Source organism: Aquabacterium parvum, assembly GCF_001447195.1.
GTDB classification, from domain to species: domain Bacteria; phylum Pseudomonadota; class Gammaproteobacteria; order Burkholderiales; family Burkholderiaceae_C; genus Aquabacterium; species Aquabacterium parvum.
Genome location: NZ_LFRI01000516.1, coordinates 109,293 through 129,806, shown reverse-complemented (window position 1 = coordinate 129,806; position 20,514 = coordinate 109,293). Strand labels below are relative to the sequence as shown.

Here is a 20,514-nt window from a genome sequence, read left to right as displayed (position 1 = left end):
CCTGACCGCCTGGCTGCTTTCTGCCCTTTTTCTGTCTCGACGCCTTTTTTGCCGCCCGCCTGGGCGCCCACCATGGAAATCGTCACCTTCCTCATCGACTTCATCCTGCACATCGACAAGCACCTCAAGGAGTTCGTCGATGCCTACGGCACGCTGGTCTATGCGTTGCTTTTCCTGATCGTGTTCGTCGAAACGGGCCTGGTGGTGATGCCCTTCCTGCCGGGCGACTCGCTGCTGTTCATGGTCGGCACCCTTGCCGCTGCCGACGCGTTGAGCCTGCCGGTGGCCATCGCCATTTTGCTGGTGGCTGCCATCACCGGTGACCAGCTCAACTACAGCATCGGACGCTACTTCGGCCCCAAGGTCTTTCAGTGGGAGGACTCGCGCTTCTTCAACCGCAAGGCCTTTGACGCAGCCCACGCCTTTTATGAAAAGCACGGCGGCGTCACCATCATCCTGGCTCGCTTCATGCCCTTCATCCGCACCTTCGCACCTTTCGTGGCTGGTGTGGCCGAGATGGACAGGGCCAAGTTCACGGCCTACAACGTGGTGGGTGCCGTGATCTGGGTGGTGGGGCTTTGCGTGGCCGGCTACCTGTTCGGCAACATCCCGTTTGTGCAGCAGCACCTGAGCAAGATCATCCTGGCGATGATCATCGTGCCCGGCCTGATCGCCTTGTATGGCGGCTGGCGTGCTGCCCGCGCCGACAAGGGCACCGCCAGCGCCGCCTGAGTGCCACGGTTTGCGGGCGCGCCACTTGGCCGCTCGCTGCTCGGCTTCGCGGGCACCACGCAGTGCACCGCTCAGGTCACAGCGCGCGGTTGCGCGCCAACGGTGGGTTGCGATCGAAGTAGCGCTTGATGCCCGACATCAGCGCATCGGCCAGCTTGCTCTGGTAGTCGTCGTCGCGCAGCTTTGACTCTTCGTCCGGGTTCGAGATGAAACCGGTTTCGACCAGGATGGACGGGATGTCCGGGGCCTTGAGCACGGCAAAGCCGGCCTGCTCGACCCTGGGCTTGTGCAGCTTGCCGACCTTGCCCAGGTGCGACAGCACCGCCTGGCCGAGCTTGAGGCTGTCCTTGATCTGGGCGGTGGTGGACATGTCCAGCAGCGCATGCATGACCGACGAGTCCTTGGCCTTGATGTTGACGCCGCCGACCATGTCCGAGGCGTTCTCGCGTTTGGCCATCCAGCGGGCGGCGGCGCTCGTGGCGCCCTTGTCGGACAGCGCAAAGATCGAGGCGCCCCGCGCCTGCGGGTTCATGAAGGCGTCGGCGTGGATGGAGACGAACAGATCGGCCTGCACGCGTCGAGCCTTGCCCACGCGGTCCTTCAAGGGCACGAAGTAGTCGGACTCGCGCGTCAGCATGGCGCGCATGCCAGGCTGGGCATTGATGCGCGCCCGCAACTTCTGCGCGATAGACAGCACCACGTCCTTTTCATACAGGCCACTGGGCCCGATGGCCCCCGGATCTTCGCCACCATGGCCTGCGTCGATGGCCACGATGATCAGGCGCTGGGTGGAGGTGGCCCGATCAGGTGTGTCCTTGCTTCGCTCAGGCGTGGGCACCGGTGGGCGGCCAGTTCCAGCAGGGGCTTGTGCCTGTCGCTCGGCCGGTGAGCCTGCTTTGCCTGGCAGGCTGCCGATGAACTCGCCCAAGGCATCGTTCATGGAGTCAGCCGCTTGCTCGGAAGATGTGCTGGCCGGCCCAGTTGTTGTTTGACCGACCTGACCGGTTGGGGCGGAGGAGGCAGCTGCCGCGCTGCCGGCACTGCCTGCATTGGGCTGGCCGGACACGCTGGGCGTGTTTGGCACGCCGGCGCCCACGGCAGCCCCGCTGGCAGGGGCCGAGGCCGCCTGCAGCCCCAGCCTCGGGTCGATGGCCTGCTTGGGGTAGAGGTCGAACACCAGGCGGTGCTGGTAGGCCGCCACGGGGGGCAAGCCGAACACCTGTGGCTTGATGGCCTGCTTGAGGTCGATGACCAGGCGCACCACCTTCGGCCGGTTCTGGCCCACGCGAACGCCAGCGATGTAAGGGTCGTCGGCTCGCACCTTGCGCACCAGCTCCTTGATCTGCGGGCTGAGCTCCAGGCCGTCGATGTCGATGACCAGGCGGTTGGGGCTGTCCACCGCGAAGAAGGTGGCGTTGAGCGCCGTGTCCGACTCCAGGGTGACGCGCGTGTAAGCCTCGGCCGGCCACAGGCGCACGGCCACCAGTTGCGCACCCCAGGCCAGCTCGACGGGGCCCAGCACCAGCAGGGCGGAGCCGCCCAAGGCCTGCTTGAGCAGACGGCGGCGGGTGTTGTTCGGCTCAGCCATGTGCGGCTTCCCCAGCTTGGGCCATCGCGTTGAGCGATGCGATGCCTGCGGCGGTGCAAGCCTGCAGCCGAACCTGGCGCCGATGCTCGTCAAGCGGCTCGATCAGCAGCCGCAGGTCAGGGCAGGGCAGCAGGCCAGCGGCTTTGTCCGGCCACTCGACCAGCTTGAGCCCGTTGGCACCAAACAGGTCGCGAAAGCCCGCGTCTTCCCACTCCTGCGGGTCGTTGAAGCGGTAGAAGTCGAAATGCTGGATGTCGATGCCAGGCACCTGGTGCGGCTCGACCACCGCGTAGCTCGGGCTTTTGATGCGCCCCTGCACGCCCAGCGCTCGAAGCAGGTGGCGCGTGAACGTGGTCTTGCCTGCGCCCAGCGTGCCATGCAACTCGATGACGTGGCTGCCACCTTGGCGCAGCATTGGAGCCAGCGTCAAAGCCAGTCGTTCAGCCAGCGCAGCACAGCCGGCCTCATCGGGCCAGGTGTCTTCGAGCGTCGCGAGTGCCGGATGGCTTGCTAGGATGGACGGATGCGTCATGAACTTCGACCCGACTCGGCCCAACAAGACGTCCGGGAGGGCTTCGGGCAGGATGCCGAGTTGTTGGCGCCCGAGTTGTTGGCGCAATTGCGCCAATGGGCCACAGAGCTGGGATTTTCTCAGATTGGCGTAGCTGGTGTCGACTTGTCAAGTGCCGAGCCGGGTCTGATGGACTGGCTGGCGCGTGGTTTCCACGGGGACATGCACTACATGGCCTCGCACGGCCTCAAGCGCGCAAGGCCCGCCGAGTTGGTGCCGGGCACCGTGCGCGTGATCACGGCGCGCATGGACTACCTGCCCGACAGCCTGCCTGGCAACGACCCCGACGGCTGGCAGACCATCGAGTGGCAAAGGCTGTCTTCGCCCGGTGCGGCCACCGTGTCGGTCTATGCCCGGGGGCGGGACTATCACAAGGTTCTGCGCGCGCGCCTGCAGAAGCTGGCCGACCGGTTGAGCGAGCGCATCGGCCCGTTTGGACACCGCGTGTTCACGGATTCGGCGCCGGTGCTGGAGGTCGAACTGGCCAGCCGCAGCGGCATCGGCTGGCGAGGCAAGCACACGCTGTTGCTCTCTCGTGAAGCTGGCTCGGCTTTCTTCCTGGGCGAGATCTATGTCGACCTGGCCTTGCCACTGACGGATTCAGAGCCCACCCGCTGCGGGACCTGCCGCGCCTGCGTCGATGTTTGCCCGACCCAGGCCATCGTCGAAGAAGGCCTGGTCGATGCGCGCCGATGCATCTCCTACCTGACGATCGAGCAGGGCGGGCCGATCCCGCACGAACTTCGCCCCCTGATGGGCAATCGCATCTACGGCTGTGACGACTGCCAGCTCACCTGTCCCTGGAACAAGTTTGCCCGCCGCGCGGTGGTGCCGGACTTCGACGTGCGCCCGGACTTGGCCGACCCGACTCTTTTGCAGCTTTGGCGCTGGGACGAGGCCACCTTCCTCAAGCAGACAGAAGGCAGCGCCATCCGTCGCATCGGGTTTGCGCGTTGGCAGCGCAACATCGCGGTGGCCATCGGCAACACCCTGGCGGGGCGGCTGCATGGCGGCGAGGGCGCCTGCCCAACCGCCTTGCGGCATGAGCTGCTGCTGGCTTTGCAGACCTGGCAACGGCAGCCGCCCGAACTTGGCGAACACCATGCGTTGGTGGCCGAGCACGTCGCCTGGGCGCTGGCGCAGGCCGATGATCGGGCGCCTTGATGCGAGCGGGTCCCCGCCCCGAAGCGCGAGCCTGATCAGCCGTTGACCAGCACCAGCTTGCCGCGCACCTGGCGCGAACCCATCAGCGTGAAAGCCTCCTTGAGTTGCGACATCGGCAGCTTGTGCTCGACCACGGGCTTGATCTTGCCTTCCATGTACCAGGCAGCCAGCTGCATCAGGCAGGCGGCGTTGTTCTGCGGTTCGCGCTTGGCGAACTCGCCCCAGAACACGCCCAGCACCGAGGCGCCCTTGAGCAGCGCCAGGTTCAGCGGCAGGTTGGGGATGGCGCCGTTGGCGAAGCCCACGACCAGGTGGCGCCCGCGCCAGGCAATCGAGCGGAAGGCCTGCTCGGTCAGCTCGCCGCCCACCGGGTCGTAGACCACATCAGGGCCTTTGCCTTCGGTCAAGGTCTTGAGTTCGTCGCGCAGGTTCTGCGTGCTGTAGTTGATGGTGGCGTCGGCACCGAGCTCCTTGCACAGCGCGCACTTCTCGTCCGAAGAGGCCGCGGCGATCACCTTGGCGCCTGCGGCCTTGGCGATCTGGATGGCGGCCGTGCCCACGCCACCGGCGGCGCCCAGCACCAGCACGGTCTCACCTGCCTTCAGTGCAGCGCGGTCCATCAGCGCGTGATAAGTGGTGCCATAGGTGCACAGGAAGGCGGCGGCGTCCTCGAACGAGAAGACCGGGGGCAGGGGCATCAACATGGCGGCCGGGGCCACCACGTGCGTGCCAAAGCCACCCGTGCCGGCGAAGCCTGCCACCTGTGTGCCCACGCTCAGGTGTTTGACGCCCTCACCCACCGCCTCGACGATGCCAGCGAACTCGGCGCCGGGCACGAAGGGCAGCGGCGGCTTCATCTGGTACTTGCCCTGCACGATCAACAGGTCGGGGAAGTTCAGGCTGGCGGCCTTGATGGCCACGCGCACCTCGCCCTTGCTGGGCTCGGGGGTGGGGGCTTCTTTCCAGGTCAGGGCCTCGGGGCCATCCAGGGTTTCGCAGAACCAGGCTTGCATCGCGGGTGTCTCCTCGTGGTGATGCGCTAGGGGCGCGCTTGTTGCGCGTTTTGTTCGGATGTTGAGAGGGGGCTCACAGCGTCCGGGTGTTGAAGGTGTCGCACTGGCCCATGTCGCCGGACTCGAAACCGCGCTTGAACCAGCGCATGCGCTGGGCGCTGCTGCCGTGCGTGAAGCTTTCAGGGACCACTTCGCGGCCGGCGCCGCGTTGCAAGGCGTCGTCGCCGATCTGCGAGGCCGCGTTCATCGCTTCCTCCAGGTCGCCAGATTCCATCAGGCCTTTGCTCTGCTCGGTGTCGTGGGCCCAGATGCCGGCGTAGCAGTCGGCCTGCAGCTCCAGGCGCACGCTCAGGGCGTTGTACTCGGCTTGGCTGACGCGTCGGCGGGCCTCTTCCAGCTTGGCGCTGGTGCCCACCAGGTTCTGCACGTGGTGGCCGACTTCGTGCGCGATCACGTAGGCTTGCGCGAAGTCACCGGGCGCACCCAGGCGGTTTTTCAGGGTGTCATAGAAGTCGAGGTCGATGTAGACGCGCTGGTCGGCCGGGCAATAGAAAGGGCCCATGGCCGCCTCGCCCTGGCCGCAGGCCGTGGGCGTGCTGCCGCGGAACAGCGTCAGGCGAGGCTCCTGGTAGCGAGCACCCTGGGCCTGGAACTGGCCACGCCAGACGTCTTCGGTGGTGGCCAGCACCTGGCGCACGAAACGCGAGCCCGCGTCCTGGGCTGGGGTGGCGCTGGGGTCTGGGCGTTGCACCTCGCCGCTGGCCTGGTTCGGGCCGCCCTGCATGCCGCCCAGCACATTGAGCACCGTCATCGGGTTGATGCCCAGGAAGTAGCTGGCCACCAGTGCGATGGCCACGGTGCCCAGGCCGAGCCTGCCACCTGGCAAAGGCAGCCGGGGGCCACGGCCACCGCCTGATTCGCGCACGTCGTCGACGTTTTCGCTCTCGCGCTGTCCATCCAGTTTCATGCGAACTCCCTGGGCCCGGTGGTGGTGTGACGCGCTGGATGTTAGCAGTGCACCGTTGCTGGCTCGGGGGGGGGCTTGCGCCACGTTGGCGCACGGGACATCGCCGCTTCACCCATGTGGGGCATGGCCAGCGGCCCGATAGAATCGCCCCATGCAAGACACCCCCGTCGCTCAGGCAGCAAAGCTGCCGGTTGTCATCATCGGCGCTGGCCTGGCTGGCCTGACCGTGGCCCTGAACCTGGCTGAGACCCAGCCTGTGATCGTGCTGGCCAAGCGGCAGCTCGAAGAAGCCGCCACGGCCTGGGCCCAGGGCGGCATCGTCGGGGTGCTGGGCAGCGACGACAGCATCGAGTCACACGTTCGGGACACGCAGGAGGCCGGGGCCGGGCTGGTCGATGAGCGCACGGCCGAGTTCATCGCCCGCCACAGTGCCGACGCCGTGGAGTGGCTCGTCGCCCGAGGCGTGCCCTTCTCGCCTGATCCGCAAGGGCCGCTGGGCTTGCACCTCACGCGCGAAGGGGGGCACGCCGTGCGCCGCATCGCGCATGCGGCCGATGCCACCGGCAAAGCCATCCATGACGTGCTCTTGGCCGAGGTCAAGCGCCACCCCAACATCCAGCTGCGCGAGAAGTGGATGGCGATCGACCTGGTCACCAACCGCCACCTCAAGCGTTCGCAGCAAGACACTGCGGTGCGATCGCTCGACGCGGGCCGCTGCCACGGCGTCTACGCGCTTGACTTGTCCAATGGCCGGGTTGAAACGCTGGCAGCATCCGCGGTGGTGCTGGCATCGGGCGGGGTGGGCAAGGTCTACCGCTACACCAGCAACCCCGAGACCTCGACGGGCGACGGCATCGCCATGGCCTGGCGCGCGGGCTGTCGCGTGGCCAACATGGAGTTCATCCAGTTCCACCCGACCTGCCTGTACCACCCGCAAGAGCGCAGCTTCCTCATCACCGAAGCGCTGCGTGGCGAAGGCGCCATCCTGCGCCTGCCCGACGGCACCCGCTTCATGCCCGCGCACGACGAGCGGGGTGAGCTGGCCCCGCGCGACATCGTGGCCCGCGCCATCGACTTCGAGATGAAGAAGCACGGCCTGGACCACGTCTGGCTGGATGCGACCCACCTGGGCGAAGCCTTCCTGAAAGAGCACTTCCCGACCATCCACGCACGTTGCCTCTCGCTGGGCATCGACATCGCCAAGCAGCCCATCCCGGTGGTGCCGGCGGCGCACTACACCTGCGGTGGCGTGGTCACCGACCTGCAAGGCCGCACCGACCTGCCCGGCCTGTACGCCGTGGGCGAGACCACCTACACCGGCCTGCATGGCGCCAACCGCCTGGCCAGCAACTCATTGCTGGAGTGTGTGGTGCTGGGCCGCACTTGTGCCGATGACATCGAGGCCAGCCGCCCGGCCAAGTCGCCCAAGCTGCCCGACTGGGACGAAAGCCAGGTGACCGACGCCGACGAAGAGGTGGTGATCGCCCACAACTGGGACGAGCTGCGCCTGCTGATGTGGAACTACGTTGGCATCGTGCGCACGACGCGCCGCCTGGAGCGCGCCCTGCACCGCATCAAGCTGCTGCGCCAGGAGATCGACGACTACTACGCGGCCTTCCGCGTCAGCCGCGACCTGCTGGAGCTGCGCAACCTGGTCGATTGCGCCGAGTTGATCGTGCGCTCGGCCTTGTCGCGGCAGGAGAGCCGCGGCCTGCACTTCAGCCGAGATTACCCGCGCACGCTGCCGGTCAGCTTCCCGACCATCTTGTGCAAGAAGCCCAAGAAAAAGGACGCCTGGTTGCCTTGATGACCGCCAGGTGATTCAGCGGCGCGCGCGCATCGCAAAGCGCGCCTGCACGAACTCGAAGGCGTAGACCACCGTGTCCAGGATCAGTTGCTCGCTGTCCTGGCGCTCTTTCTCGGTCATGTGAAAGGCCAGATCCACCTGGTGACGGATGTAGCGCGGCGGCAGGCGGTTCAGTGCCACGCAGGCCACATCGGGGTGGTGGTCTTCTGTGAGCAGCGGATAGCGATGCGCCATGTCCATCACCATGTTCACGACCTGCTGTTCGTAGTAGTTGTGGAGGGTGGTGAAGTCGGCGGGCATGGCTGGGGCTGGGCGAGCTGAGGTCGGGCAACGGCCAAGGCAAGCCAGCGCAGCTGGCACGGGTGGCGCGTGTGGTTCTCAGGAGTGTCGCCGACGTCGGCTTTCCCGGGGTGTGAAAAAAGCGGCAGAAAACCGTTCAGCCGCTTCGGTCAGGCCACCTTGCCCAGCACCCGCATCGAGAAGTCCACGGCCTGAACGTCTTTGGTCAGCTTGCCGATGGAGATGCGGTCCACGCCGGTTTCTGCGATGCCGCGCAGTTGCGCCAGCGTGACGCCACCGGACACCTCCAGCAAGGCGCGACCCTGGGCCACTTCCTGGTTGATGCGCACGGCCTCGCGCATCATCTCCAGGCTGAAGTTGTCGAGCAGGACGCTGACCGCGTCGGCGGCCAGGGCTTCGCGCAACTCGTCCAGCGTTTCAACTTCCACCTGGATGGTGATCTGCTCGCGCAGCGGCGAGGCCTGGGCCGCAACCAGGGCCTGGGCGTTGCGCACGGCGGCCGTGACCGAGCCGGCCGCAGCGATGTGGTTTTCCTTGATGAGGATGCCGTCGTACAAGGCCAGGCGCTGGTTGGCGCCACCACCCACGCGCACGGCGTACTTCTGCGCCAGTCGCAGGCCGGGCAGCGTCTTGCGGGTGTCGAGCACCACGCAGCCGCGCGGGTTGGGCGAGGCGCCTTCGATGGCCTGCATGTGGCGGCGCGTGAGCGTGGCCACGGCCGAGAGCGTCTGCAGGAAGTTCATGCTCGGGCGCTCGGCCGTCAGCAGCGCGCGGGCATCGGCCTGGATGTGGCAGACCGGCGTGTCGGCAGCCATGAGCGCACCCTCTTCGTAGCACCAATCAATTTGAGCGCGGGGGTCGAGCTGCAGCAGGCAGGCCTCGAACCAGTCGCGACCGCACAGCACGGCCTCTTCGCGCACGATCAGACGAGCCTGAACGCGCTCGTTGGCGGGTACCAGCTGTGCGGTCCAGTCGCAAACGCCCACGTCTTCAAACAGGGCGTCACGGACGTTGCGGGCACGGGCTTCTTCGAGGTTTTCGTTGTGGTCGAACATGGGGGATGGCAAGCAGGATGAGGGCTGGCGTTGAATCGGCGCGGGCTGTCGGCGTGACTTCAAGCCGAGCCGATGTTGGGCACGAAGCCTTGCGCCGGTTTGGTGATGGCCGATGGGTTCCTGGCGACGAAGTCGAGCATGCGGTCGATGCAGCCATGCGCCTTGAGTCGGGTGGCCTCTTCAACGGTGATCTCGCCAACGCCGCGCTCCAGGCAGTCGAGCACGCCTTGCAGCCCGTTCATGGCCATCCAGGGGCAGTGCGCGCAGCTCTTGCAGGTGGCGCTGTTGCCGGCGGTCGGGGCCTCGATCAGCACCTTGTGGGGCGCCAGCTGGCGCATGCGGTGCAGGATGCCGTTGTCGGTGGCCACGATGAATTCGGGCGCGTTCGATTCGACCACGGCCTTGAGCAGCTGCGAGGTCGAGCCGACCACGTCGGCCTGGGCGACGACGCTTTCGGGCGACTCGGGGTGCACCAGCACCAGGGCATCGGGGTGGTCTTTCTTGAGCAGGTCCAGCTCCAGGCCTTTGAACTCGTCGTGCACGATGCAGGCGCCGTTCCACATCAGCATGTCGGCGCCGGTTTCCTTCTGGATGTAGCGGCCCAGGTGGCGATCGGGTGCCCACAAGATCTTCTCGCCCTGGTCTTTCAGGTGCTTGACGATGGCCAGCGCGCACGAGCTGGTGACCATCCAGTCGGCGCGGGCCTTCACGGCGGCGCTGGTGTTGGCGTAGACCACGACCTTGCGGTCAGGGTGGGCATCGCAGAACTTCGTGAAATCGTCGGCCGGGCAGCCCAAGTCAAGCGAGCAAGTCGCGTCCAGGTCGGGCATCAGCACGGTTTTGCCGGGCGACAGGATCTTGGCCGACTCACCCATGAACTTCACGCCAGCGACGATGAGCGTTTGCGCGGCGTGGTCGCGACCGAAGCGTGCCATCTCGAGCGAGTCGGAGACGCAGCCGCCCGTTTCCATGGCCAGGTCCTGCAGGTCGCCGTCGACGTAGTAATGGGCCACCAAGACCGCGTTGCGGGCCTTGAGCAGCTCGGCAATGCGGGCCTTGGTGGCGGCCTTGGCCGTTGGGCTCAAAGGTGCGGGCACACGGGCCCAGGCGTGGGCGGTGCAGGTGGCGCCCGAGGCGTCCTGCAGGTCGTAGTCGTAGCTGACGGTGGTGGGGCTGTTCATGGCGCTGTCAGGTGGGGGCAGGGGGCGATGCTTGCAAGCTGATTGGCCTAGGGGGCGGCGCGGCGAAGGTCAAAGCGTTGGGCGGTGCGGACGCGAAGGAGGCGGCTGGTTGCGCCGCATTCGGCGGCGGTCGATCCACGCCACCAGCTCACACGACAACCACACGGCATAGAACGCAAAAATCACGTCGCTGAGGAAGTGTCCGCCCTGCATGATGCGCCCCGCACCGATGACCGCACCGCTGACGAGGCCGATCAGGAACCAGCGGCGGCGCCACACGGGCCCGCAGGTCAGGCCCAGTCCCATGAGGGCGAAGCCGGCTGCTGCGTGGCTGCTGCAGAAGCTGCGGTGTGCTTCGGGGTTGTCGCCCAAGGCAAACGGGCCCTGAAAGGCCTGGGTGCCCCCGAATGGCTCGATCTGCACCGGGCGAGGCCGGCCCACGGTGTTTTTGAACACCCCTTCGATGACCAGCCCGGGCCCGAGCAGGGCGGCGCAAAGGAAGACGGTCGAGACATGCCGCCAGGGTCCACGACATTGCTGAGCCGCTTCCGTGCGTCCAGCCGCGTTCAGGACCTTGGCGATCCAGGGGGCGAACAGGGCGTGCGCGGCCGCCAGCAGTGCCAAACCACGACCCAGGGGAGGCGTCCAGTCGTAGAGCCACAGCACCAGCGGATCTTGGGCATGAAAGAAACCCCGCGCTGCGTCAAAGTAGCGTGAGGACACCATCAGGTCCAACGCGGGGAACTTGGCGTAAACCGCCAGAACGAAAAAGAACACCGCCCAGATCAGGCGGTTGTCCATGCCGGCGTCGTCATCGGGATCGGACGCCGCGTCGGGGCGCGCTTGGGCCATCGCAACTCAGGGCGTTTCGAGCAAGTGGCCGCTGCCGCCAGACTGCTCCATGTAGGTTTGCTGGGTGTAGCCCAGGAAGCCTCGCAGGAAAAAGGCATGCACTTCGACAAACCGCTGGTCGGCGACCTCGATGCGCACCGACTTCATGGGTTTGACGATCGCAAAACGCGAGGTGATGTCGTCTGGCTTCGGGTCGGCCGTCAGCAACAACACGTCCGGGCCGATCTTGTTGGGCAGGCTGTGCTGCAGCAGGTAGTGGTTGTCCCGTTTGCCGTCGGGGTTCCAGTAGAAGGCCCGGACCTTGTGCTGGCGCCAGTTGTAAAGCGCCTGGGTGATCAGCACGCGTTGGTCGGCCAGGATGGGCAGGCCCGCGATGCGGGGCTCGGTGACCACCGGCTCGAGTTGCTGAAAAGCCTCGTGCCAGCCACGCATGCGCACCAGCACATCGAGCTTGGGGTTCACGGGGTCGGAGAGGATGTCTCGTGCATGCAGCGCCAGCGATGTCAGCAGCACGTTGCTCAGCAAGATGGCCAGCAGCCAGCGCTGCGGCCTCGGTGCGGCAAGCGGCACCAGCGGGGCGCTCAGGAGCGAGGCCAGCAGCAGGGTCAGCCCGACCATGGCGGGGGCCGCCCAGTTCACGTGAGCGCCACCCATGAAGGCCTGCACGGCCGCGATGCCGAGCAAAGGCAGGCTCAGCATCCAGAGGAAGCGGTAGCTGGAAACCGATGCCAGGTAGTAGGCCGACGTGCGCGCCGCTGCTTTGCGCTGGGGTTGCGTGCCGGGGGGCAGGCTGTGGCCCCCCATGGCCGTGGTGTGGGCCCATTGGCTGGGTGGTGACACCTGGGTGCTGGCTGCCCACTGGCTGCCCGGGGCCAGCGGGGCGGCCGGCACGCGCCGGGTGCGCCACCAAAGCCAGGCTGCGGCCACGATGGCCACGGGGCCGAGCATCATGAGTTGTCCACCGAGGAACTCCAGCAGCTTGAGCACGCCACCCGAGCGCTCTGATTGCGTGGTGAGTTCTGCCGTGTGCTGAAGCGTCGGGAAGCCGTTGTGCGCATTCCAGACCAGGTTGGGCGAGACGATCAGCAGGGTCAGCGCCACGGCCACCCAAGGACCGACGCGCAACAAGCCTCGGCGCGGGCCGTGCACCCCCCAGAGTGCCCAAACCGCGGTGATCGCGAACGCCGCCATCGTGTACTTGCTCAGGATGCCGATGCCGCAAGCGATGCCCAGCAGCAACCAGTGGTGGAAGCGATTGGTGACCTGTGCTCGCCACAGCGCCCATGCGGCCAGCGTCCAGCACAGCAGCAAGGGGGCGTCCGTGCTCGCGAACAGGCCCATCGTGCCGACCATCGGCATGCACAGGAACAAGGCACCGGCGACGATGCCGGTTCGCACACCGCTGCTGGTGGGCCACAGCGCACGGGCCAAGCCGACCATCACCAGCGCCGTGGCCGGGTAGAGCAACATGGCCAGCAGCTTGACGCCGATGACGCCGTCACCGAACAGCGTGGTGCTGGCGCGGATGATCGCGGCGATCACGGGCGGTTTGGAGTAATAACCCCATTGCAGGCTGCGCGACCAGTCCCAGTACTGGGCCTCGTCAAAGAACAGCGAGATGCCACTGTGGTGGACCACCCAGACGCGGTAGAGCAGGAGCAACATCGCCAGACCGATCAATGCCCACAGCATGGGCCCCCAGATGGCGGGCCAACGCTGACCGACGGGTTTGCGGGCTTCTGGTGAAGGCGGCGCGGTGGCAGGCGTTGGAGCGGTCATGGGTGATGCGGGTGCGGTACAGCGGACGGGACGGTCATGCTTGAGCGGACTTTCTGCGAAGTCGACGCGCGGCCTCAGCGTGGCTGGTGCCAGGCCGATTCTGCGGCCAGTTCAGGGCCCTGCGTGGTGTGGTATGGCGCCACATCGCCCCGATCGTAGTAGATGCGGATCAGCAACTCGGCCAGCACCCCCGTCGTGAGGAACTGCAGCCCGCCCAGCACGCAGAAGAAGCCCAGCCACAGCAGGGGGCGGCCGCCGATTTGTTCGCCGAACATCTTGAGCACCGCCAGGTAGGACAGGATCAGCATGCCCACCAGGCCCACACCCAGGCCCACGCCGCCGAAGAAGTGACCGGGGCGCCCCGAGAAGCGCAGGAAGAAGTTCACCGCCAGCAGGTCGAGCACCACGCGCAGCGTGCGCGAGATGCCGTACTTGGACTCACCTCGGGTGCGGGCATGGTGGCTCACCGGCTCTTCGGCCATGCGTGCCGGTGACGTCACCGTCGCCATCCACGCGGGGATGAAGCGGTGCATCTCGCCATACAGGCTCACGCGCTTGAGCACGCTGGCGCGGTAGGCCTTGAGGCTGCAGCCCAGGTCCTGGAATTCGAGTTGCGTGACCTTGCGGATCAGTCGGTTGGCGATGCGCGATGGCACCTTGCGCAGCCACAGGCCGTCCTGGCGGTTCTGGCGCCAGCCGGCCACCAGGTCCATGTCGTCCCTGAGCAGCCGGGCCACCAGTTTCGGGATGTCCTTGGGGTCGTTCTGCAGGTCGCCGTCGAGGGTCACGATGACGTCGCCACGTGCGGCATCGATGCCGGCCTGCATGGCCGCCGTCTGGCGGAAGTTGCGCCACAGGTGGATGGGGCGCACATGTGGGCCGCGCAGGCGCGCCTGCTCGTCGAGGGCCTGCTGCGTGCCGTCGCGGCTGCCGTCGTTGACGATCAGCAGCTCCCAGGGGAAGCCGTAGTTCGCCAGGGCCTCGTGCACGGCGCTCACGAAGGGCTCGACGTTCTCCACTTCGTTGTACATCGGCACCACGATGGACAGGCGGTGCATGGGCACGTCGGCAAGGGCCGAGGCGGAAGTGGCGGCAGAGGTCACAGCAGTGTTCATGGCTTGTTCTTGTGTTTTCGTGTGTTCAGCGGGTGGCGGGCGCGGGCTGCAGCCGGGTCAGCAGCAGCGCGACCACGCCAGCGACCACAGCGCACACCAGGAAACACAGGTGCAGCGCGATGGCGGCGGGGATGGCTTGAGTCAGCAGCGCAGAGCCAGTCCCCAGGTTCGTGGCCATGCCGGCCCAGACGCCGGCTTCATAGGTGCCGAAACCGGCTGGCCCTTGCAAAGGCACGATGGCCGCCAATTCTCCACCCAAAGCGCCAGCCCAGGCGATGGGCAACCGGACATCGGCGATGGCAGAAAGCAGGCAGGCCCCGGCGGCCAGTTTGACCACCCAGTTCGACAGCGTGAGCAACCAGGCCGTGATGCGGTGGTGGGCAGACTCCAGCAGGGCATGGCGCAACTTGTTGAGCCAACGCCCCACGAGCCCGGCGGGCACAGAGGCGTCGCTGGGGTGTTGGCGGTCCCAGTTGCGCAAACCTGCAAGCAGCAGCCACCAGCCCAGCACGACGGTGGCGAGCCCCGCCGCGCGCCAGGCCGAGGCCAGGCCAGGCCACAGCAAAATGCCAAGGCCCACCAGCACGGTGATGTCTTGCAAGCGCATCCAAAGCAGGCATGCCACGGCCCGCGCCACCGGGTAACCCAGCTCGCGTGAGGCCAGCCACGGGAAGCTCAGCTCGCCAGCACGCATGGGCAGCAGGTTGATGGCGGCGTTGTGCATGAGGATGACCCTCAGCGCGTCGGTGCGCAGACCCAGCCAGCGCCGCGGCGGTGCCTGGTGGTTGTCCAGGTCGAGCACGACTTGCAGGCGAGCGCCGCGCAGGCCGTAACTCAGCAGCAGGCCGCCGAGCGTGAGCCCCCAGGTCGAGGCGCTGGGTCGCATCAACGCGTCCTGGGCCTGCGCCAGGGGCACGTGCGGCAGCAGCCAGCCCAGCAGACCGAAACCCACGACCCACGTCAGCACCAGCTTCAGGCGCGAGCGGGGGGAGGTGGCAGGGGTGGCTTGTGGGGAATTCACAGGGCGGAAGTGATCCGGCGAACCCGGGATTGTCGCGCACAAAACAAAAGGCGGGCCGAAGCCCGCCTTGCGGAAAAGTTGCGTCTCAGCGCTGGCTCACTGAGCGCCCTCGCGGAACAGCACCACGCTGACCGTTTCGAACAGGACCAGCAGGTCCAGGAACAGCGAGTTGTTCTTGACGTAATACAGGTCGTACTGGTGCTTGTGCAGCGCGTCCTCGACCGAAGCACCGTAGGCATAGCGAACCTGGGCCCAGCCGGTCACGCCCGGTTTGACGCTGTGGCGCACATCGTAGAAGGGGATCTGGTCACGCAGTTGAGCCACGAACGAGGGGCGCTCGGGGCGCGGGCCAACCATGCTCATCTCGCCCTTGAGCACGGACAGCAGCTGGGGCAGCTCGTCGATGCGGGTCTTGCGGATGAAACGGCCCACGCGGGTGACGCGGCTGTCGTTCTTCTTGGCCCACACGGCCACGCCATCCTTCTCGGCGTCGGTGCACATGCTGCGGAACTTCAGGCACATGAAGCCCTTGCCAGCCAGGCCCACGCGTTCCTGGCGATAGATCACCGGGCCAGCACTCTCCAGCTTGATGGCGATCGCGGTGATCAGCATGATCGGCGAGGCCAGGGTGAGCAACAGACCGGAGGTGACGATGTCAAAGACACGCTTGACCAGCGCACGGGTGCGGTCCTGGGCAAAGCCGCGGCCGTAGACCAGGAAGCTGGCCTTCAGGCTGTCGACGGGCACTTCGCCAGTGGTCTGTTCGTAGAAAGTGGCCAGGTCCATCACGGGGATGCCCTGGATGCGTGCCTGCAGCAACTGGTCCATGGGGACGTTGCCACCGCGTTGCTCCTTGACGGCCACGATGATCTGGTTGACGTCGTGCTTGTTGACGATGTCGTCGATGGCCGTGTCGCGCGAGAAGATGTTGAAGCGCTTGTCATCACCCGGCAGCACAGAGTGGCCGGCGGGATAGAAACCCACCACGGCGTGGCTGGAGCGGCGACGCGACTTCAGGTCGGCGGCCACCGCATGGGCTTCGTTGCCCGTGCCAACGATCAGCACGCGTTGTTGCACGAGCGAGCCGTGCCAGGCGGTCAGCAGCAGGCCGCGCACAAGCACCAGGCCCACCATCAGGTACGCGATGGCAAAACCCATCAGCTGGGGTGCCTGGGTGCCATCGACCAGTGTCTTGACGGCCAGGTGGTACGCGATGGGGGCGCCAATCAGGCAACCGAGCACGGCGCGCCCGAGCTTGGCGCGGGCGGTTTGACGGGTCGCGCCTTCGCGGTAGACACCGACCAGGCCGCAATGCAGGGGGATCAACAGGGCAAAGCCCAGGCCGGAACGAAGCACCGTGGAGACACCCAGGGCATCGCCGTCGCCGTAGAAGTGGGCGAGTGTCAGGACACCCAGCATGATCGCCAGGAAGCTCGTGAGGCTGTCCGCGATCAGTTCAGCCAGGGTGGCCAGCGAAATATGGTGTTGAAAAACCCGCAGCATGTGGTGCCTCTCTGTCGCGCCGTCTCACAGGCAGGGCCTGAAACGCATGACCTGCCTTGGTAAGATTTTGTAATGGCCTGATTGTCAGCGGGATGAGGGCACGCCAATATCCTCCGTTTGTGGGGGACCCCTGGACATTAGGGGGATGGATGTGGCTTTGGGCACAACCCAACCCCCTCGGGTGGGGTGGTCAACCCTGAGGTGTGTGCGAGCGAGGCTGTCGCTGCTTCCACCATGCGGCCAGGTGATCGGCCGTGCGCTGGGCCGACAGGCCATCCCAGAACTTGGGAAGCCGGCCTTTTTTGCCTCCACCACGGATGACTTCGGCCACCGCACGGTGGATGAGGCTGCTGTTGCGCCCCACCGCGATGTTGGTGCCTTGCTCGACCGTGATACGCCTTTCGGTGTAGTTGGTCAGCGTCAGGCAGGGGACGCCAAGGATGGTGGCCTCTTCCTGGACGGCGGACGAGTCTGTCAACACGCAAGCGGCGGTGCCGATCAAACCCATCATCTTGAAATAGGGAATGATGGGCAGCAGCCCGACCTGGTTGCCCGAAACACCCTCGAGCACGTGGTTTTCTTCGACCCAGGCCCGGGTGGCATCGGTCATGGTCCAGATCAGCGGCATGTCCCGTGCCACCGACTTGAGTGTGATCACCAGCTCCAGCAGGGCTTCGGGGTTCTGTGCGATGCCCTGGTCCTGCAGGTAGACCACGGCATAGCCTCGTCCGGCCTTGAGCAGCTCAGGCGACTGGTTGAACTGCCGCAAGGTGTACTTCGGGGGGGCCGCCTGAGACAACATGGCGCGCATGGTGTCCATCATCAGGTTGCCGACAAACACGACCCGGTCGGCCGGGATGCCTTCGCGTGTGAGGTTGTCGTGGGCCACCCACTCGGATGTGAGCAGCAGGTCGGCCATGTGATCGCTCATCATGGCGTTGATTTCCTGGGGGCGGCTGCGATCGAAGCTGCGCAGGCCGGCTTCGAGGTGCAGCACCGGGATGCCTTGTCGGTGAGCGGCCAGACCGGCGGCCAAGGCAGCATCTTCACCGCCTTGCACGATGACCGCAGCCGGCCGGTATTCGTTCAGCAGGTGATCGAGCTGGCGCAGGGCGTCGGCCGTCTGGGCGATCGGGGAGCCGCCCGGCAGACGGATGGACACGTCGGGTGCAGCCAGGCCCATGTGCTCGCACCACTCGGAGGTGAGTTCGAAGCGCCCCGGCGAGTCGATCAACAGGGTGCGCAGCGCGGGCAGGTCCTGACGGCTGAGGAAGGCTCTTTGCAGGGCAGCTGCGCGGATGCAGCCCGCGCGCGAAGCCGTGAGCATCAGCAGGTGAGGCTGGCCGCCGGCTGCCGATTGACCGTGGTACTGAGGGGTGGCGAACTGAGGCTGCAGCGGCGCCAGTGCCACGTTGTCGGTGAGCGTGGGCACGCCGACCGCGGGGTGGCCATAGGCCGTCAACTGGGGCTCGCGTGCCTGGCTGGGTGACAGGGGCGCCAGGCCCGAGCCGGCTGGCGCAGGGCTGGGTGTGACCTCGCCGATCTCGGCGCGGATTTCCAGTGCAACACGGGCGATGTCGGCCGAGGTGACGATGTGCCCTTCGGCCAGGAACGTGGCCAGCAGCACCCGGTTGCAAAGCAGGTTGATCCGCCGGGGGATGCCGGAGGTCCACTGGTAGATCTCGTCGAAGGCGTCGTCGTCGAAGTGCGGGTTGTCCTGCCAGCCGACCTTGTGCAGGCGGTGTTCGATGTACCGGCGGGTCTCTTCCCGGTCCATCGGCCCCAGGTGGTAGGACGCGATCACGCGCTGGCGAAGCTGTTCCAGGCTGCGCGAGAGCAGCATGTCGCGCAATTCGGGTTGACCAATCAGGAAGCTTTGCAGCAGAGCCTGGTTGCCGAACTGGAAGTTCGAGAGCATGCGCAGCTCTTCGATGGCGTCGCGGCTGAGGTTCTGGGCCTCGTCGACGATCAGCACGGCGCGCTTGTTCTGCGTGGCCAACAGCGTGAGGTAGGCCTCCAGCGAGGCGATCAGTTCGGCCTTGGTCTGCCCTTTGACCGGCACCCCGAAGGCGGTGAGGGCCGATCGCAGCAGGTCGCCGGCTTCGAGCTGGGTGCTCACCAACTGGGCGGCCACCACCTTCTCGTTGTCGATGTCGCTGAGCAGCGTGCGCACCAGCGTGGTCTTGCCCGCGCCGATGTCGCCCGTCACGACGATGAAGCCCTCGGCCTGGTAGAGGCCGAACTTCAGGTAGGACAGGGCGCTGTTGTGCCCCCGGCTGTCGAAGTAGAAGCTCGGGTCAGGATTGAGCAGGAATGGGGCGCCGTTCAGGCCGAAGTACGACTCGTACATGCGTGCTGCCTCAGAAGCGGTGTTCCAGACGGACGTTGGCGCTGCGCACGACCGTGAGGGAGGAGTCTGACGTGGCGATCGACGTGCCTCGGCTGCGAAGCAGGCTGAAGCCTCCGCTGAACTCGGTCTGGGGCGACAGCCGCACAGCCAGGCCAAGCGACCCGACCCATTCGCGGCGTGACACGCCAAGGCCGTCCTGCGCCCGGTTCCAGCGCAGGCCAGCTGAAGGGGTGATGTTGGTTGTCAGCCTGTAGGACACCAGGGCTGCGTGGTACCGGCTGCGGTCGGTGCCATTGGTCTGCGTGCTGGCACTCAACAGCGCCCTGGACTGGAAGCGTCCTGACGTCAGGTTCAAGGTGGCACGCACCCCTTCGTATGTCACCCTGAGCGCGAGGTTGCGCTGCACCCCCAGCGCCGCATTGGTCACCGCGTTGCGGTCGGCCGTCAGCGTGCTGGACGTGGGCGTGCTGGCGATCAGCCCTGAGCTGGCGAGCTGCCCAAGGTCGGTGGTGAGGGTCGGTGTGTTGCGAACCGTGGATTGGCTGCTGATCAACGCGAACGTGGTCCGACGCATGCGGTGCGAGAAGTCCGCGTTCCAGGTGCGCCCGGTTTCGTGTCGTTCATAGCGACCTGCAAACGTGGTCCGTGGGGTCGGGTGCCAGGTCAGCTGAAAGCCGCCGAAGGGGCCGTCGAAGTCACGATCGAGTTGCAGCTTGGTGCTTGGCGTGTCGAATGTCACCCGGCGGCGATCTTCTTCAACGCCCGCGAGCACACCGATCTGCAACTCTTCGCCCCAGGCATACATGAGCGTCGCGCTCAGCGAGCGCTGGCGGGTTTCTCCGATCTCCCGGGATGCATTGGTGCCAGTGATCACCGCGGGTGTTTCGACCGTCGAGTGCTCGTTCAGCGACCTCGCTTCGATCGCGTAACCCATGGGGGCCGGTCTGCTGAGCCAGGACAATTGCACGTTGCTGGCGCGGGTGCGCAAAGTCCGGTGGGTGTCATCGCGCGGGTCGGTGCGGATGAGCAGCCCATTGCCCTGCAGCCGCAGGCTCTGACGCTCGTTCAGGCGCCGCTCCAGGGTGGGACTGAAGTTGGCCCGCGTCTGAGTGGACGTGGTGCTGGTGCTGTCGATGCCCTGTCCGACCGAAGCAATCGATGGCGGCACCTGTTGAGACTGCAGGCTGGCGTCCAGGCCCAAGCCTTGTTCTCTCAGCAGGGTTCGCCATCTCACAAAACCGTCTGGTGACACCCGGTCTGCCCCAGTGTTGTTCAGGCGTTGTTCGGCGAGGATGCCAAAGCTGCCATCCAGCGTCGTGTCGGCCCCGCGATGTTCGAACATCAACATCGGGTTGAGGGTCAGGGTGTTTTCGCTGCGCCGAGGCTGCTGGGCGGTGTTGCTGACCGAATCGACGTTGTCGGTGTGCTCGACCTTCACCGCGATTTTCGGGGTGACGCTGTGGGTGCGCGTTTGAGCCTGCACGAGGCCGGCGTGCATCAGTGCGCCACTGGTGCA

The 20,514-nt window shown here is 66.3% G+C and carries 17 protein-coding genes; 3 read left to right on the top strand and 14 right to left on the bottom strand.

Annotation, left to right across the window (positions count from 1 at the left end):
• Positions 1-72: 72 nt before the first annotated feature.
• A complete protein-coding gene (locus ABG80_RS19085) occupies positions 73-732 on the top strand; it encodes a DedA family protein (protein WP_058089144.1) in 660 nt (219 codons plus the stop codon).
• A 76-nt stretch (positions 733-808) separates the two neighbouring features.
• On the opposite strand, the gene ABG80_RS19080 is transcribed toward ABG80_RS19085, so the two are convergent.
• Together ABG80_RS19080 and tsaE are read right to left on the bottom strand one after the other, a co-directional pair.
• Complete coding sequence (locus ABG80_RS19080; protein ID WP_058089143.1) at positions 809-2,320, bottom strand: N-acetylmuramoyl-L-alanine amidase; 1,512 nt, start codon at positions 2,318-2,320, stop codon at positions 809-811.
• Positions 2,313-2,852, bottom strand: a complete 540-nt coding sequence (gene tsaE, locus ABG80_RS19075; RefSeq protein WP_058089142.1) for a tRNA (adenosine(37)-N6)-threonylcarbamoyltransferase complex ATPase subunit type 1 TsaE — start codon at positions 2,850-2,852, stop codon at positions 2,313-2,315. Before tsaE ends, ABG80_RS19080 begins: the two co-directional genes overlap by 8 nt.
• Positions 2,853-2,930: 78 nt before the next feature.
• On the opposite strand from tsaE, the gene queG reads away from it, so the two are divergent.
• The gene (gene queG, locus ABG80_RS19070) at positions 2,931-4,055 is read left to right on the top strand and encodes a tRNA epoxyqueuosine(34) reductase QueG (RefSeq protein ID WP_058089206.1); all 1,125 of its coding nucleotides are present in this window, start codon (positions 2,931-2,933) and stop codon (positions 4,053-4,055) included.
• A 35-nt stretch (positions 4,056-4,090) separates the two neighbouring features.
• Here queG and ABG80_RS19065 read toward each other — a convergent pair whose 3' ends face one another.
• Positions 4,091-5,068: an NADPH:quinone oxidoreductase family protein gene (locus tag ABG80_RS19065; protein ID WP_058089141.1), complete on the bottom strand. Its 978-nt coding sequence runs from the start codon at positions 5,066-5,068 to the stop codon at positions 4,091-4,093.
• Between the two features lie 73 nt (positions 5,069-5,141).
• Positions 5,142-6,035 (bottom strand): KPN_02809 family neutral zinc metallopeptidase, encoded by an 894-nt coding sequence (gene ypfJ / locus ABG80_RS19060; protein ID WP_058089140.1) that lies wholly within the window; start codon positions 6,033-6,035, stop codon positions 5,142-5,144.
• 151 nt (positions 6,036-6,186) lie between these two features.
• Here ypfJ and nadB point away from each other — a divergent pair, with 151 nt between their 5' ends.
• The gene (nadB, locus tag ABG80_RS19055) at positions 6,187-7,842 is read left to right on the top strand and encodes an L-aspartate oxidase (protein ID WP_058089139.1); all 1,656 of its coding nucleotides are present in this window, start codon (positions 6,187-6,189) and stop codon (positions 7,840-7,842) included.
• Positions 7,843-7,857: 15 nt separating this feature from the next.
• On the opposite strand, the gene ABG80_RS19050 is transcribed toward nadB, so the two are convergent.
• The 10 genes from ABG80_RS19050 to ABG80_RS19005 all read right to left on the bottom strand — a co-directional run bounded on the left by ABG80_RS19050 (position 7,858) and on the right by ABG80_RS19005 (position 20,496).
• Complete coding sequence (locus ABG80_RS19050; RefSeq protein ID WP_058089138.1) at positions 7,858-8,142, bottom strand: late competence development ComFB family protein; 285 nt, start codon at positions 8,140-8,142, stop codon at positions 7,858-7,860.
• 149 nt (positions 8,143-8,291) lie between these two features.
• A complete protein-coding gene (gene nadC, locus ABG80_RS19045) occupies positions 8,292-9,197 on the bottom strand; it encodes a carboxylating nicotinate-nucleotide diphosphorylase (RefSeq protein WP_058089137.1) in 906 nt (301 codons plus the stop codon).
• A gap of 59 nt (positions 9,198-9,256) precedes the next feature.
• Entirely contained in the window at positions 9,257-10,378 is a 1,122-nt protein-coding gene (nadA, locus tag ABG80_RS19040; protein WP_058089136.1) for a quinolinate synthase NadA, read from the bottom strand.
• A gap of 69 nt (positions 10,379-10,447) precedes the next feature.
• Positions 10,448-11,230, bottom strand: a complete 783-nt coding sequence (locus ABG80_RS19035; RefSeq protein ID WP_058089135.1) for a phosphatase PAP2 family protein — start codon at positions 11,228-11,230, stop codon at positions 10,448-10,450.
• A 6-nt stretch (positions 11,231-11,236) separates the two neighbouring features.
• The gene (locus ABG80_RS19030) at positions 11,237-13,009 is read right to left on the bottom strand and encodes an ArnT family glycosyltransferase (protein ID WP_058089134.1); all 1,773 of its coding nucleotides are present in this window, start codon (positions 13,007-13,009) and stop codon (positions 11,237-11,239) included.
• A 74-nt stretch (positions 13,010-13,083) separates the two neighbouring features.
• A complete protein-coding gene (locus tag ABG80_RS19025; protein WP_058089133.1) occupies positions 13,084-14,124 on the bottom strand; it encodes a glycosyltransferase family 2 protein in 1,041 nt (346 codons plus the stop codon).
• Positions 14,125-14,149: 25 nt separating this feature from the next.
• Positions 14,150-15,145, bottom strand: coding sequence for a lysylphosphatidylglycerol synthase domain-containing protein (locus ABG80_RS19020; RefSeq protein ID WP_058089132.1), 996 nt, complete (start codon positions 15,143-15,145; stop codon positions 14,150-14,152).
• A gap of 96 nt (positions 15,146-15,241) precedes the next feature.
• Positions 15,242-16,648, bottom strand: a complete 1,407-nt coding sequence (locus ABG80_RS19015; RefSeq protein ID WP_058089131.1) for a TIGR03013 family XrtA/PEP-CTERM system glycosyltransferase — start codon at positions 16,646-16,648, stop codon at positions 15,242-15,244.
• 190 nt (positions 16,649-16,838) lie between these two features.
• Positions 16,839-18,998 (bottom strand): XrtA/PEP-CTERM system-associated ATPase, encoded by a 2,160-nt coding sequence (locus tag ABG80_RS19010; protein ID WP_058089130.1) that lies wholly within the window; start codon positions 18,996-18,998, stop codon positions 16,839-16,841.
• A gap of 10 nt (positions 18,999-19,008) precedes the next feature.
• Entirely contained in the window at positions 19,009-20,496 is a 1,488-nt protein-coding gene (locus ABG80_RS19005) for a TonB-dependent receptor (protein ID WP_058089129.1), read from the bottom strand.
• Between the last annotated feature and the right edge of the window lie 18 nt (positions 20,497-20,514).